Genomic DNA, 14,545 nt, shown 5'->3' on the forward strand with positions numbered 1-14,545 from the left:
TATTTTTGAAACATATCATGAAACTGGATATGTTTGTCTGCCCGCTCCACGACACCCCGGAGCGGGCATTTTTTTAGGCTGTTGTTGCCCGACCCATCGCCGGTTTACCCGTCAGTCTTATCATCAGCGCAATCACGCCGCTAACGGTTGCCAGTCCGACTACCCCTTGCCAGTTCGCCAGGGCGTAAACTTGCGTACCGAGAACTGAACCCAGCGCCATGCCGATGAACACCAGGGTAAACAGCAGAGCGTTTAGTCGGCCCCGGGCCTGAGGCTCCAGGTTATAGACCAGATTTTGGTGGGCTACCAGGCTGGATTGCAGGCCGAGATCAAAACCGACAGCTGAAAGGGCAATCAGTATCCACTGCCCTTGTACCGGCAGAACGGGCAGTAAGAACATCAGTGCGAAAGAAAGCGTCACGAGTAATGCCCCCAACTGCGTAACTTTTTCGCCCCCGACTTTGTCTGCAAGGTGTCCTGCGAGCGGTGCCGCAAGCGCACCTGCTGCTCCTGCAATTCCAAAAGCCCCAGCCACTGCGCTACCCATGTGATAATGCTCAGATAACATCACCGCCAGTGTTGACCAAAAGGCACTAAAGGCAATTGACAAGAATCCCTGTGCCAGCGCCGCCCGGCGCAGTGCAGGATAACATCGCCAAAGTTTTGCCATTGAGATCATTAACGACGGATAACTCAGTGTGGAATTGACCGCAAAGCGGGGCAGCATTTTCCACATCACCATAGTAATCATGGCGATACTGATGGCGGCGAGTTGATACATTTCACGCCAGCCAAACGCTTCGCCCACCAGACCACTGATGGTGCGTGAGAGCAATATGCCCAGTAACAGCCCGGTCATCACCGTACCTACCGTTTTTCCTTGTTTCCCCTCGGGGGCAAGAATGGCTGCTGCGGGAACGATGTCTTGGGCCATGGTTGCCGCCATCCCCATCAGCAGGCTAATCAACAGCAGTGAATGTAGTTGTCCGCTAAAGCTGCAGGCCAGAAGCAGCACGGCAAGCGAGATGCTTTTCAGTAAGATTAATGTCCGGCGGTCAAAGCGGTCGCCGAGCGGCAAGAGAAACAAAATCCCCAATGCGTATCCCGCCTGGGTGAGCGTCGGCACCAGTCCTATGCCGGTGAGACTTAAGGTCAGATCCTGACCGATCAATGGCAGAAGAGGTTGAGCATAGTAGATAGCCGCCACGCTGAATCCAGCGCCAAGCGCCAGAACAAAGATAACCCAACGGGAAAGTGCGGTAGATGTGTTCACAAATGATTCCTCAATCACAGGATGTGCGGCTATTTTTATCTTTCTGCTGCTGGCACGGTAGCGGCGACGGTGGTAAAACAGTTATACGTTTAACGTATGATGAACATGGTTATGTTGAAAAATGAACGTATAGACAGGGTTGAACTGATGCGGACGTTTGTGCGCATCGTTGAGGCAGGATCGCTCTCTGCGGCGGCAAAACAGATGGGGACCACCCAGGCGACCGTTAGTCGGAGATTACAATCCCTTGAAACGCTGCTGGGTGTGAAACTGATTTTACGTACCACCCACGCGATGAAATTGACCGATGACGGTGAACGGGGATATCAGCACGCTAAGCACATTATTGACGCCTGGTTGGCGCTGGAAGATGGGCTGAATATCACGGAGGATGAACCGGTGGGTACGCTGCGGGTGCGGGCACCGCATGCGTTTGGTCAGCAACAACTCCTTGAGCCGCTGCTGCAATTTCTGGCCCGCTATCCGCAGTTATCTGTGGAGTGGATGCTCAATGACAAAACTGTCGATTTTCTCAGCGACAATATTGATTGCGCGATCCGGGTTGGTGCAGAAGTCGATCCGGCCACGGTCTCCGTGCTGCTGGCCGAAGTTCCCCGAAGCATTGTGGCCAGTCCGGCGCTGCTGGCGCAACATGGTGATATTACGCATCCTGAACAGTTATCAATATTGCCGTGGATTGCGGTAAACACGTTCTATCAGCATAGTGTGTCGCTGCGCCACCAGCAGCATAATGAGCCCATTACGATAAATATCTCCCCACGATTAAGCACGGACAGTATTTATGTCGCCAGAAATGCGGCCCTGGCGGGGCTGGGAGTAGCTATCGTTTCAAGCTGGATGGTGGAAGAGGATATCGTTGAAGGGCGTTTAGTCACGCTACTCGTAGACTGGCCTGCAGCATCGCTGCCGGTACATCTGGTGTATCCCTGGGCGCGTTATTATCCTCTCCGACTGCGTAAATTTTTAGCGTTGATGAAGGATGTGATGCCACAACTGACGGGGATGAAACAGGTCGATAAGAAATAAAAAAGCCGACCCGAAGGTCGGCTTTGATGTTGATTATGGTTTATTCAACAGACTGCGGACGTGTAGCTGGCGCAGTAGCCTGATGCGTGGCGCTGTGACCGCCTGCGGCACCTTTGCCTTCGAAGCCGAAAGCAGGGCGCTGCCAGTCGCTCTGACGTGGAGCTTCCGGCACATACTCCGGTGCAGGGGCTCGGGTCATCGGTGCAGTTGCATGGCTGTGAACTGTTTCAGTTTCAGCGACAACAGACGCAGGTTCTACAACCGCTTCAGCGACAACGACTGGAGCAACAGTTGCTACTTCTGCCTGCGATGCCTGGGCAATTGGTGCGGCCTCGACAACCGGTTCAGCCACTTCTGGCTGGGCGATGGCGATCTGAACAGGTTCTTCGGCAATCGGTGCTTCTATCACTTCTGCCACTGGCTCAGCTTCAGCAACGATTGCTTCCGCAACTGGGACATCAGCGTCAGCGATAACCTGCGGTTGTTCTTCAACGGCTGTCGCAATAACGTCTGGATGCGTGGTTTCAATCGTCACGTCCTGAGGTTCGGCAACGACGGTTTCAGTGACAACCGGTGCTTCTGTTACTGCTACAGATTCCGCTACGGCTTCAACAGCAGGCTCGATGACCGCAGCAATGGTTTGCTGTTCAGCGACAACCGGTTGCACCTGTGCAACGTCCTGCTGAGGCTGTTCTTCAACCTGTAACTCCTGCGCACGGGCAACAGGGTAGCGGATCCATACTTTACCAGATGCTAATTCCGGAGACGCACAGGCGACCGTTATCGGCATCGGTGACTGTGTCGGGTAACGATCGTCACGATAGCGACGACGACGCTGTCCGCTTACGCGCAGATGGCGAGGCGAGCGACGAGAACGACGCGGCATACCGTTGCTATCACGTGTATCGTTGTTGTCTTCATGCTCGGTAGTGACGACGGCTGGCAGGTCGACTTTCGCCAGTTCAGTTCGCTGGGTTACAGGAGCCTGTACAACAGGTTCTGCCACAACGGCTTCCACAACTGCTGCCGCAGTTGCGACTTCGGCTTCGACGGTTACGCTATCGGTGTAACGAACTTTCTGGTTCAACTGACGCTGTTTACGACGAGTCTGAGGCTGACGAACGCGCTCTTCCTGATCGGTATCCTGCGCCGGTTGTTCAACCTGATTCAGTTCTTTTACTTCCTGCGGAGCCTGACGCTTGTCATCGTTACGACGGCGATTGCGCTCACGGCGCGGAGCCTGCTGCTCGTCCCCTGACTTCGCTTTATCAGCAACATCGGTGGATTGTTGGCGGGTATCGCGCGCTTCGGCATTTTGCGGCTGGCGACGGTTACGGCGGTTGTCATCGCGGTTTTCGCTGCTATCAGAACGTTCATTACGGTTGTCACGATCGCGGTTATCACGTTCGCCACGGTTATCGCGATTATCACGGCGATCGTTACGATCGTTACGGTCACGACGATTATTTTGACGAGGTTTGCGACGATCCTGCTGACGTTCAGATTTCTCTTCAGCTTTCGGCGCAGGCTGTTCAACCGTCTTAGCTTCTTCACTGCCACCGAAGATTGACTTCAGTGCGCCGAGGAAACGACCAAACAAACCAGGTTGCTCGGATCCTGCTGTAACTGCGGCTGCTTTTGGTGCGGCGGCGGCTTTAGCGACAGGCTCCTGCAGAGCAGGGGCCGGCGGCACTTCTGGCATAGCGAAAGTCGCCAGCGCAGGCTGTTCAGGCTGTTTACGCTCGACGTACTCTTCTTCCGTCGGTAACGCCATTTCTTCTTCGTGCAGTTTCGGCAGCAGATAGCTCAGGGTAGACGTCTCTTCACCTTTGCGAACGCGCAGAACAGAATAGTGCGGTGTTTCCATTTGATCGTTGGGCACGATCACACAGCGTACGCCGTTCTGGCGGGTTTCAATGGCATTAACCGCAGTACGTTTTTCGTTAAGCAAATAAGAGGCAATCGGCACCGGGACAATCGCATGGACTTCCTGGGTGTTTTCCTTCAGCGCTTCTTCTTCAATCAGACGAAGAATAGACAGTGACAGCGATTCGTTGTCACGCACGGTACCGGTGCCGGAGCAACGCGGGCAAACGTGGTGGCTGGATTCGCCCAGTGACGGGCTCAGACGCTGACGGGACATCTCCAGCAGACCAAATCGAGAGATATGGCTAATCTGGATACGCGCACGGTCCTGGCGTACCGCTTCACGCAGACGGTTTTCTACCGCGCGCTGGTGGCGTACCGGGGTCATGTCGATAAAGTCGATGACGATCAGGCCGCCGAGGTCACGAAGACGTAGCTGGCGAGCGATTTCATCGGCCGCTTCAAGGTTGGTATTAAATGCGGTCTCTTCGATATCGCCGCCGCGCGTTGCACGTGCGGAGTTGATATCAATTGCGGTCAGCGCTTCAGTACTGTCGATAACGATTGAACCGCCAGACGGCAGGCGTACTTCACGCTGGAACGCAGACTCAATCTGAGACTCGATTTGATAGTGGCTGAACAGCGGGATTTCACCGGTGTAGAGCTTAATTTTGCTGCTGAAATCCGGACGACCCAACGCGGCGATATGCTGACGCGCCATCTCCATGACTTTTGGGTTATCAATGAGGATTTCGCCGATGTCCTGACGTAAATAGTCGCGGAATGCACGAACGATAACGTTGCTTTCCTGATGGATCAGGAACGGAGCAGGGCGGCTGTCAGCGGCTTTTTGAATCGCTTCCCAGTGCTTCAGGCGGAAGCTCAGGTCCCACTGTAACGCCTCGGCAGATTTGCCGACGCCCGCAGTACGTACGATGAGCCCCATGCCATCAGGCAGTTCCAGGCTTGCCAGCGCTTCTTTGAGTTCAGTCCGGTCATCGCCTTCGATGCGACGAGAGATGCCACCCGCACGCGGGTTATTAGGCATCAGAACCAGATAGCTACCCGCCAGGCTGATAAAAGTAGTCAGTGCAGCGCCTTTGTTGCCGCGTTCTTCTTTATCAATCTGAACAATCACTTCCTGACCTTCACGCAACACATCTTTAATGTTGGGACGGCCATGGGAATTGTAGTTAGCGGGGAAGTATTCGCGGGCAATTTCTTTTAACGGGAGGAAACCGTGACGTTCAGCGCCGTAATCAACAAAAGCGGCTTCCAGACTCGGTTCAATACGGGTAATTTTGCCTTTATAGATGTTGGCTTTTTTCTGTTCGTGTCCAGGACTTTCGATATCCAGATCGTACAGACGCTGCCCATCTACAAGGGCGACACGCAACTCTTCCTGCTGAGTCGCGTTAATTAACATTCTTTTCATCGTAACTTACTCATTATTCTTACATTGACGACTAAGCTGCGGGCAGAGTAATGCCTTTCCGGGTGTGAACCGATGGCCTCGTGTCTATTCGCGTCGCCAACCTCACGGTTATCGTCAGCTCAAAGAGGCGCAGAGTGTCGGTTGCCTGTATTTCATACGGAAACACAGCGCAATTATCAGGGGAACAGTCTGGGTGTTACTCTCCAGAGACGCTTCCATTGTGCTCGTCGTCTTTCACGCTATCGGTGCGTTGGCTTCATCTACTCACCCCAGTCACTCACCGGAGTAAATTCTTGGGGGTTCCCAGACTTGCCGTCTTCCTACAACGCGAAATTCATAGAGCACTTACCGGTAAGGACTGCAACCCGCAGCCCGCTAACTGCCTGAAAGATCAATACGTCTTACGCCATTGCTGCGTTGATGATCGGTCGGGCAAAATTGGGTCATTCCGGAAAAGTTCTTGTTTTAACAAGATTCAACACGGAGACGACCTCATTATTCCACTGCTAACCTTGTTATAGCAAGATGACTTTTGCCATTTATCACCCGGTTACTCACAGTTTTTACACTTCCGCAGAGTGATTGGTTTAATAACCACCAAATCGAAACTGTCAAACCTGTGTAATAGGGTATAGCAGTTAATATAAGCATAGAAAAATGAGTGGCGCGAATCTTGATGGCTATTTAAAATCGACACCCATGAAAACAGAGACTCCAGCCGTAAAAATAGTTGCCATTACTGCCGACGAAGCAGGGCAACGCATCGACAACTTTCTACGCACCCAGCTTAAAGGCGTGCCAAAAAGTATGATTTATCGCATTTTGCGTAAGGGCGAAGTGCGGGTGAATAAAAAACGCATCAAACCCGAATACAAGCTCGAAGACGGGGATATTGTGCGTATTCCGCCTGTACGCGTCGCTGAGCGTGAAGAAGAGGCGATTTCACCGCATCTGCAGAAAGTCGCCGCGCTGGCTGACGTTATTCTGTATGAAGATGACCATATTCTGGTACTTAACAAACCATCAGGCACGGCTGTACATGGCGGCAGCGGATTAAGCTTTGGCGTGATCGAAGGCCTGCGTGCGTTACGCCCGGAAGCGCGTTTCCTTGAACTGGTGCATCGCCTTGACCGTGACACTTCCGGCGTACTATTGGTCGCCAAAAAACGTTCTGCACTGCGTTCGCTGCATGAACAGTTGCGTGAAAAAGGAATGCAAAAAGATTACCTGGCGCTGGTAAGAGGTCAGTGGCAGTCGCATGTCAAAACTGTACAGGCACCGCTGTTAAAGAATATTCTGCAAAGCGGTGAGCGAATCGTGCGGGTAAATCAGGAAGGCAAACCGTCGGAGACGCGATTTAAAGTGGAAGAGCGCTACGCGTTTGCCACGCTTGTGCGTTGTAGCCCGGTCACCGGGCGTACCCACCAAATTCGCGTGCATACCCAGTTTGCTGGACATCCTATTGCTTTTGACGATCGCTATGGTGACCGTGAGTTCGACAAGCAGCTGGCCGGAACGGGACTGAATCGATTGTTTCTGCACGCTGCAGCTTTGAAGTTCACCCATCCAGGGACCGGCGAGGTCATGCGTGTTGAAGCCCCGATGGATAATCAGCTGAAACGCTGCCTCGAGGTATTACGTCGACCGTAGGCCTGATAAGGCACACAAGTGCCGCCATCAGGCAATTCTGCTATTTTGTTGCCGGATAGCGGTGTACGCACCTTATCCGGCCTACAAAACCCGACGTTCGCTAAGCCTTCAACGGGTTCATCTCTTCACGACGCAGCATCTGACACAGCGCGATGAGCGGCAGGCCAACCAGGGTGTTCGGGTCGCGGCCTTCCAGACGCTCAAAGAGCGCAATACCTAATCCTTCGCTTTTAAAACTGCCGGCACAATGTAATGGACGTTCTTTGCGCACGTAATCGTCAATTTCTGTTTCGCTTAAATGGCGGAAATGAACATCGAACGGTTCGACTTCAGTTTGTAAGTGTCCGTTTGCAGAATTATACAGTGCCAGCCCGGTGTAAAATGTCACAATATTGCCGCTGGCTTTGGTTAATTGTTGCCTGGCTTTTTCTTCTGTTAACGGTTTTCCGGTGATTTCGCCATCAAGCACACAAATTTGATCGGAGCCAATAATGAGATGTGATGTGTAGCGGTGGGCAAGAGATTGTGCTTTTTCCTGTGCCAGGCGTAATACCAAATGCCGAGGTGTTTCACCGGGTAATGGTGTTTCATCAACCTCAGGCGCTGCGCATTCGAACGGGATGGCTAGTTTTTCGAGCAAGGCGCGACGCCAGGGAGAGGTGGACGCAAGAATGAGTTGAGGCATATTTTTTCCCTCGCATATAGCGTATTGATGAGAGCCATTTTAAACTAGGGCTCTCGACCTTCAAGTTGGCTGCTATGGCCAGGCTTGAGCGATTTTAAGTCGATGACCCGCAATGTGTGCGAATTATTGGCAAAAGGCAACCGCAGGCTGCCTTTTTCTTTGACTATATGACGTTACAAAGTTAATATGCGCGCCCTATGCAAAAGGTAAAATTACCCCTGACTCTTGATCCGGTTCGTACGGCTCAAAAACGCCTCGATTATGAAGGTATCTATACTTCTGATCTGGTTGAGCGCGTCTCCGATTTTGTAGTCAGTGTGGACAGTGATGTGGAATGCTCCATGTCGTTCGCGATCGATAACCAACGTCTTGCCGTTATTACCGGTGATGCGAAGGTTTCGGTTACGCTCGCATGCCAGCGTTGCGGGAAACCGTTCCCACTCCATGTCCACACAACATATTGTTTTAGTCCTGTCCGTTCTGACGAGCAGGCTGAAGCACTGCCGGAAGCGTATGAGCCGATTGAGGTTAACGAATTCGGTGAAATCGATCTGCTTGCAATGGTTGAAGATGAGATTATCCTCTCCTTGCCGGTAGTTCCGGTGCATGATTCTGAACACTGTGAAGTGTCCGAGGCGGACATGGTCTTTGGCGAATTGCCTGATGAAGCGCAAAAACCAAACCCATTTGCCGTATTAGCCAGCTTAAAGCGTAAGTAATTGAGGAGTAAGGTCCATGGCCGTACAACAGAATAAACCAACCCGTTCCAAACGTGGCATGCGTCGTTCTCATGACGCTCTGACCGCAGTCACCAGCCTGTCTGTAGACAAAACTTCTGGTGAACAACACCTGCGTCACCACATCACTGCCGATGGTTTCTACCGCGGCCGTAAGGTAATCGCTAAGTAATCACGCATGGTTCAATGAATTTCCCACCTCGGTGAGAAAGACAAAGAGAACCAGCGTGATGAAGCTTAGTGAGGCTTTCCCCGGGTAACTGGGGAAACACCTAGCCGAGCAGCGACGATACCTTGACACGTCTAACCCTGGCGTTAGATGTCATGGGGGGCGATTTTGGCCCTACCGTGACAGTGCCTGCAGCACTGCAGGCACTGAATTCTAATTCGCAACTCACACTTCTTTTAGTCGGGGATCCCGATACAATCACGCCATTACTTGCCAAAGCTGACTTCGAACAACGTTCACGTCTGCAGATTATCCCTGCTCAGTCAGTTATTGCCAGTGATGCCCGGCCCTCGCAGGCTATCCGCGCCAGTCGTGGTAGCTCTATGCGTGTTGCCCTGGAGCTCGTGAAAGAAGGTCGAGCAGAAGCCTGTGTAAGCGCCGGTAATACGGGCGCGTTAATGGGGCTTGCGAAGTTATTACTCAAACCCCTTGAGGGGATTGAGCGGCCTGCGCTGGTGACAGTGTTACCGCATCAGCAAAAGGGCAAAACGGTGGTGCTGGATTTAGGTGCCAACGTCGATTGCGATAGTACGATGTTGGTGCAATTTGCCGTCATGGGCTCCGTGATGGCAGAGGAGGTGGTTGGGATTGCCACTCCTCGCGTTGCGTTGCTCAATATTGGTGAAGAAGAAACTAAAGGTCTCGACAGTATTCGGGATGCTTCTGCTGTGCTAAAAACAATCCCTTCCATCAACTATATCGGCTATCTTGAAGCCAATGAATTGTTGACGGGTAAGACCGATGTATTAGTTTGTGACGGCTTTACAGGCAATGTCACATTAAAGACGATGGAAGGTGTTGTAAGAATGTTCCTTTCACTGCTGAAATCTCAGGGTGAGAGCAAAAAACGGTCGTGGTGGCTGCTGTTATTAAAACGTTGGTTACAAAAAAGCCTAACGAGGCGATTCAGTCACCTCAACCCCGACCAGTATAATGGCGCCTGTCTGTTAGGATTGCGCGGCACAGTGATAAAAAGTCATGGTGCGGCCAATCAGCGAGCATTTGAAGTCGCGATTGAACAGGCAGTGCAGGCGGTGCAGCGACAAGTTCCTCAGCGAATTGCCGCTCGCCTGGAATCTGTATACCCAGCTGGATTCGAACTGCTGGACGGTGGCGAAAGTACACGCTCGCGGGCGCGCAGATAATAGTGCGCCTGGGTGTGCAGCCTACGTACCAGTGATTTGTTCGTAGCGGTATATAACCAAAAAGTGACTGAGCGTACATGTATACAAAGATTATTGGTACTGGCAGCTATCTGCCTGAACAAGTGCGTACCAACGCCGATTTGGAAAAAATGGTCGAGACATCTGATGAGTGGATTGTCACTCGTACAGGTATCCGTGAACGCCATATTGCAGGGCCAAATGAAACCGTTGCGACGATGGGCTTTGCCGCCGCAAACCGCGCACTTGAAATGGCCGGCATCGATAAAGATCAAATTGGTTTGATTGTGGTTGCGACCACATCATCCACGCACGCCTTTCCAAGCGCAGCATGCCAGATCCAAAGTATGCTGGAAATCAAAGGCTGTCCGGCGTTTGACGTTGCGGCTGCCTGTGCCGGTTTTACTTATGCTCTGAGCGTTGCTGACCTGTACGTTAAGTCCGGCGCCGTGAAACATGCGCTGGTGATCGGCTCTGATGTGCTGGCACGTACTTGCGATCCGACCGATCGTGGGACGATCATTATTTTTGGCGATGGCGCCGGTGCTGTAGTACTGAGCGCGTCTGAAGAGCCCGGCATTCTTTCCACGCATCTGCATGCTGACGGCCGCTATGGTGAATTGCTGACGCTGCCGAACGCCGACCGTGTGAACCCGGAAAACCCGATTCATCTGACCATGGCAGGTAACGAAGTCTTTAAAGTGGCGGTTACCGAGCTTGCACACATCGTTGATGAAACGCTGGCAGCCAATAATCTCGACCGTTCGGCGCTGGACTGGCTGGTACCGCACCAGGCTAACCTGCGCATTATCAGCGCGACGGCGAAAAAACTGGGCATGTCGATGGATAATGTCGTGGTAACGCTGGACAGACATGGCAATACGTCAGCGGCTTCTGTTCCATGTGCGTTGGACGAAGCCGTCCGTGACGGGCGAATTAAAGCCGGTCAGCTGATATTGCTTGAGGCCTTCGGGGGTGGATTCACCTGGGGCTCTGCGCTGGTTCGTTTCTAGTATAAGGATTTTAACATGACGCAATTTGCATTTGTGTTCCCGGGTCAGGGTTCTCAAACCGTTGGTATGTTGTCTGAAATGGCAGCAGCCTACCCCATTGTTGAAGAAACTTTTGCTGAAGCTTCAGCTGCGCTGGGCTATGATCTGTGGGCACTGACCCAGCAGGGACCGGCAGAAGAACTGAATAAAACCTGGCAAACGCAGCCAGCACTGTTAACAGCCTCTGTTGCATTGTACCGCGTGTGGCAGCAGCAGGGTGGCGCAACGCCTGCGCTGATGGCAGGGCATAGCCTGGGTGAATACTCTGCGTTGGTATGCGCGGGTGTCATCAACTTTGCTGATGCCGTACGCCTGGTTGAACTGCGTGGCAAGTTTATGCAGGAAGCCGTGCCGGAAGGCACTGGCGGCATGTCTGCTATCATTGGCCTGGACGATGCGTCTATCGCAAAAGCCTGTGAAGAGTCAGCAGAAGGTCAGGTCGTATCGCCGGTTAACTTTAACTCACCGGGCCAGGTGGTGATTGCCGGACATAAAGAAGCCGTAGAACGTGCGGGTGCAGCCTGTAAAGCTGCGGGTGCGAAACGTGCTCTGCCATTGCCAGTCAGCGTGCCTTCCCACTGTGCGTTGATGAAACCTGCAGCTGAAAAACTGGCCGTTGAACTGCAGACAATCACTTTTAACGCACCGACCGTTCCAGTTGTGAACAATGTCGATGTGAAGTGCGAAACCAATGCTGACGCGATTCGCGACGCGCTGGTTCGTCAGCTGTACAGCCCGGTTCAGTGGACCCAAACCGTTGAGTTTATGGCGTCTCAGGGCGTAGAGCATCTGTATGAAGTAGGGCCGGGTAAAGTCCTCACAGGCCTGACAAAACGTATTGTTGATACCCTGACTGCTTCGGCGTTGAATGAGCCGGCGGCGCTGTCTGCGGCGCTTGCGCAATAAAAGAGGAAAACCATGAGTTTTGAAGGAAAAATCGCGCTGGTTACCGGTGCAAGCCGTGGCATTGGCCGCGCTATTGCTGAAACACTCGTTGCCCGTGGCGCGAAAGTGATCGGCACTGCAACCAGCGAAAGCGGTGCGCAAGCCATTAGCGATTACTTGGGTGCAAATGGTAAAGGTCTGGTATTGAATGTGACCGATCCTGCATCTATCGAATCTGTTCTGGGAAATATTCGCGCAGAATTTGGGGAAGTCGATATTCTGGTTAATAATGCCGGGATTACTCGTGATAACCTGCTAATGCGCATGAAAGATGACGAGTGGAACGATATCATCGAAACCAACCTGTCATCAGTTTTCCGTCTGTCAAAAGCGGTAATGCGCGCTATGATGAAAAAGCGTCATGGTCGTATTATCACTATTGGTTCTGTGGTTGGTACCATGGGAAATGCAGGTCAGGCCAACTACGCTGCGGCGAAAGCGGGTTTGATCGGCTTCAGTAAATCACTGGCGCGTGAAGTTGCGTCTCGTGGCATTACTGTAAACGTTGTTGCTCCGGGCTTTATTGAAACGGACATGACGCGTGCGCTGACTGATGAGCAGCGTGCGGGTACGCTGGCGGCGGTTCCGGCGGGGCGCCTTGGCACCCCAAATGAAATCGCCAGTGCGGTTGCATTTTTAGCTTCTGACGAAGCAAGTTACATCACAGGTGAGACTTTGCATGTCAACGGCGGGATGTACATGGTTTAACCACGAGATAAAAAAATTTGCGTTATTAGGGTGAATGCCCTCAAAATAACGTAAAATCGTGGTAAGACCTGCCGGGATTTAGTTGCAAATTTTTCAACATTTTATACACTACGAAAACCATCGCGAAAGCGAGTTTTGATAGGAAATTTAAGAGTATGAGCACTATCGAAGAACGCGTTAAGAAAATTATCGGCGAACAGCTGGGCGTTAAGCAGGAAGAAGTAACCAACAATGCTTCCTTCGTTGAAGACCTGGGCGCAGATTCTCTTGACACCGTTGAGCTGGTAATGGCTCTGGAAGAAGAGTTTGATACTGAGATTCCGGACGAAGAAGCTGAGAAAATCACCACCGTTCAGGCAGCCATTGATTACATCAACGGTCACCAGGCGTAAGTGAACATCTCCAGGCGGTCATTCGACCGCCTGAGTTTTATCTTTTTATCCCACTTGAATTATTTTCCCTCCCTGGAGGACAACCGTGTCTAAGCGTCGTGTAGTTGTGACCGGACTGGGCATGTTGTCTCCTGTCGGCAATACCGTAGAGTCTACCTGGAAAGCTCTCCTTGCCGGTCAGAGTGGCATCAGCCTGATCGACCATTTCGATACTAGCGCCTATGCAACGAAATTTGCTGGCTTAGTAAAGGATTTTAACTGTGATGACATTATCTCGCGCAAAGAACAGCGCAAGATGGATGCCTTCATTCAATATGGAATTGTCGCTGGCGTTCAGGCCATGCAGGATTCTGGCCTCGAAATTACGGAAGAGAACGCACACCGTGTTGGCGCCGCTATTGGCTCCGGTATTGGCGGTCTCGGTCTTATCGAAGAAAACCATACTTCTCTGGTAAATGGTGGACCGCGTAAGATCAGCCCGTTCTTCGTTCCGTCGACGATTGTTAACATGGTGGCCGGTCACTTGACCATCATGTATGGCCTGCAAGGGCCTAGCATCTCCATCGCAACCGCCTGTACTTCAGGTGTGCATAACATCGGTCAGGCTGCGCGTATCATTGCATACGGCGACGCAGACGCGATGGTTGCGGGTGGTGCTGAAAAAGCCAGTACACCATTAGGTGTCGGCGGTTTTGGCGCAGCGCGTGCGCTGTCTACGCGTAATGATAACCCGCAAGCGGCTAGCCGTCCGTGGGACAAAGAGCGTGACGGTTTTGTGCTGGGTGACGGCGCAGGTATGGTGGTACTGGAAGAGTACGAGCATGCAAAAGCGCGCGGTGCAAAAATCTACGCTGAAGTGGTCGGTTTTGGGATGAGCAGCGATGCTTACCATATGACATCACCACCGGAAAACGGTGCGGGTGCTGCACTGGCGATGGTTAATGCATTGCGTGACGCGGCTATCGAACCCGGTCAGATTGCCTATGTCAACGCACATGGGACGTCTACACCTGCAGGCGATAAAGCGGAAACTCAGGCAGTGAAATCTGTCTTTGGTGATGCGGCACGTAGCGTGATGGTCAGTTCGACCAAATCCATGACCGGACACCTGTTGGGTGCGGCGGGCGCGGTAGAGTCTATTTTCTCTATTCTGGCGCTGCGCGATCAGGTGGTTCCACCAACCATTAACCTGGATAACCCGGATGAAGGTTGTGATCTGGACTTCGTTCCACATGAAGCGCGTCAGGTTAGCGGCATGGAATATGCGCTGTGCAACTCCTTCGGCTTCGGTGGTACTAACGGTTCTCTGATCTTTAAAAAGATCTAAGTCCCGCAGGTAACTTACCTGGCTTCATCAGAAAAG

13 protein-coding genes are annotated in these 14,545 nt (G+C 52.3%); 10 read left to right on the forward strand and 3 right to left on the reverse strand.

Annotation, left to right across the window (positions count from 1 at the left end):
- Positions 1-73: 73 nt before the first annotated feature.
- Positions 74-1,273, reverse strand: coding sequence for an MFS transporter (locus IMQ48_RS09280; RefSeq protein ID WP_196208798.1), 1,200 nt, complete (start codon positions 1,271-1,273; stop codon positions 74-76).
- Positions 1,274-1,384: 111 nt separating this feature from the next.
- Between IMQ48_RS09280 and IMQ48_RS09285 the strand changes: the two genes are divergently transcribed.
- Entirely contained in the window at positions 1,385-2,320 is a 936-nt protein-coding gene (locus tag IMQ48_RS09285) for a LysR family transcriptional regulator (RefSeq protein ID WP_196208799.1), read from the forward strand.
- 40 nt (positions 2,321-2,360) lie between these two features.
- On the opposite strand, the gene rne is transcribed toward IMQ48_RS09285, so the two are convergent.
- Positions 2,361-5,621, reverse strand: a complete 3,261-nt coding sequence (gene rne, locus IMQ48_RS09290; RefSeq protein WP_196208800.1) for a ribonuclease E — start codon at positions 5,619-5,621, stop codon at positions 2,361-2,363.
- A 699-nt stretch (positions 5,622-6,320) separates the two neighbouring features.
- On the opposite strand from rne, the gene rluC reads away from it, so the two are divergent.
- Entirely contained in the window at positions 6,321-7,271 is a 951-nt protein-coding gene (gene rluC, locus IMQ48_RS09295; RefSeq protein ID WP_196208895.1) for a 23S rRNA pseudouridine(955/2504/2580) synthase RluC, read from the forward strand.
- A gap of 100 nt (positions 7,272-7,371) precedes the next feature.
- Here rluC and IMQ48_RS09300 read toward each other — a convergent pair whose 3' ends face one another.
- Complete coding sequence (locus IMQ48_RS09300; protein WP_196208801.1) at positions 7,372-7,956, reverse strand: nucleoside triphosphate pyrophosphatase; 585 nt, start codon at positions 7,954-7,956, stop codon at positions 7,372-7,374.
- A 197-nt stretch (positions 7,957-8,153) separates the two neighbouring features.
- Between IMQ48_RS09300 and yceD the strand changes: the two genes are divergently transcribed.
- The 8 genes from yceD to fabF all read left to right on the forward strand — a co-directional run bounded on the left by yceD (position 8,154) and on the right by fabF (position 14,509).
- A complete protein-coding gene (gene yceD, locus IMQ48_RS09305) occupies positions 8,154-8,675 on the forward strand; it encodes a 23S rRNA accumulation protein YceD (protein WP_135322349.1) in 522 nt (173 codons plus the stop codon).
- A gap of 16 nt (positions 8,676-8,691) precedes the next feature.
- On the forward strand, positions 8,692-8,865 hold the full coding sequence (gene rpmF / locus IMQ48_RS09310; RefSeq protein ID WP_003036242.1) for a 50S ribosomal protein L32: 174 nt from the start codon (positions 8,692-8,694) through the stop codon (positions 8,863-8,865).
- Positions 8,866-8,987: 122 nt separating this feature from the next.
- Entirely contained in the window at positions 8,988-10,067 is a 1,080-nt protein-coding gene (plsX, locus tag IMQ48_RS09315; RefSeq protein ID WP_196208802.1) for a phosphate acyltransferase PlsX, read from the forward strand.
- 77 nt (positions 10,068-10,144) lie between these two features.
- The gene (locus IMQ48_RS09320; protein WP_196208803.1) at positions 10,145-11,098 is read left to right on the forward strand and encodes a beta-ketoacyl-ACP synthase III; all 954 of its coding nucleotides are present in this window, start codon (positions 10,145-10,147) and stop codon (positions 11,096-11,098) included.
- A gap of 15 nt (positions 11,099-11,113) precedes the next feature.
- Positions 11,114-12,043, forward strand: a complete 930-nt coding sequence (gene fabD / locus IMQ48_RS09325) for an ACP S-malonyltransferase (RefSeq protein WP_196208804.1) — start codon at positions 11,114-11,116, stop codon at positions 12,041-12,043.
- A gap of 12 nt (positions 12,044-12,055) precedes the next feature.
- Positions 12,056-12,790: a 3-oxoacyl-ACP reductase FabG gene (gene fabG / locus IMQ48_RS09330; protein ID WP_196208805.1), complete on the forward strand. Its 735-nt coding sequence runs from the start codon at positions 12,056-12,058 to the stop codon at positions 12,788-12,790.
- Between the two features lie 155 nt (positions 12,791-12,945).
- On the forward strand, positions 12,946-13,182 hold the full coding sequence (gene acpP, locus IMQ48_RS09335) for an acyl carrier protein (protein WP_000103754.1): 237 nt from the start codon (positions 12,946-12,948) through the stop codon (positions 13,180-13,182).
- An 85-nt stretch (positions 13,183-13,267) separates the two neighbouring features.
- The gene (gene fabF, locus IMQ48_RS09340) at positions 13,268-14,509 is read left to right on the forward strand and encodes a beta-ketoacyl-ACP synthase II (RefSeq protein ID WP_196208806.1); all 1,242 of its coding nucleotides are present in this window, start codon (positions 13,268-13,270) and stop codon (positions 14,507-14,509) included.
- The last annotated feature ends 36 nt before the right edge of the window (positions 14,510-14,545 follow it).

Origin of the sequence: Citrobacter sp. Res13-Sevr-PEB04-36, assembly GCF_015672735.1 — a bacterium.
GTDB lineage: Bacteria > Pseudomonadota > Gammaproteobacteria > Enterobacterales > Enterobacteriaceae > Citrobacter.

Bases quoted from the DNA above. Each gene is read 5' to 3' on its own strand.
- IMQ48_RS09285 (WP_196208799.1), top strand. From the start codon at position 1,385: ATGTTGAAAAATGAACGTATAGACAGGGTTGAACTGATGCGGACGTTT.
- rne (WP_196208800.1), bottom strand. From the start codon at position 5,621: ATGAAAAGAATGTTAATTAACGCGACTCAGCAGGAAGAGTTGCGTGTC.
- rluC (WP_196208895.1), top strand. From the start codon at position 6,321: ATGAAAACAGAGACTCCAGCCGTAAAAATAGTTGCCATTACTGCCGAC.
- IMQ48_RS09300 (WP_196208801.1), bottom strand. From the start codon at position 7,956: ATGCCTCAACTCATTCTTGCGTCCACCTCTCCCTGGCGTCGCGCCTTG.
- yceD (WP_135322349.1), top strand. From the start codon at position 8,154: ATGCAAAAGGTAAAATTACCCCTGACTCTTGATCCGGTTCGTACGGCT.
- rpmF (WP_003036242.1), top strand. From the start codon at position 8,692: ATGGCCGTACAACAGAATAAACCAACCCGTTCCAAACGTGGCATGCGT.
- IMQ48_RS09320 (WP_196208803.1), top strand. From the start codon at position 10,145: ATGTATACAAAGATTATTGGTACTGGCAGCTATCTGCCTGAACAAGTG.
- fabD (WP_196208804.1), top strand. From the start codon at position 11,114: ATGACGCAATTTGCATTTGTGTTCCCGGGTCAGGGTTCTCAAACCGTT.
- fabG (WP_196208805.1), top strand. From the start codon at position 12,056: ATGAGTTTTGAAGGAAAAATCGCGCTGGTTACCGGTGCAAGCCGTGGC.
- acpP (WP_000103754.1), top strand. From the start codon at position 12,946: ATGAGCACTATCGAAGAACGCGTTAAGAAAATTATCGGCGAACAGCTG.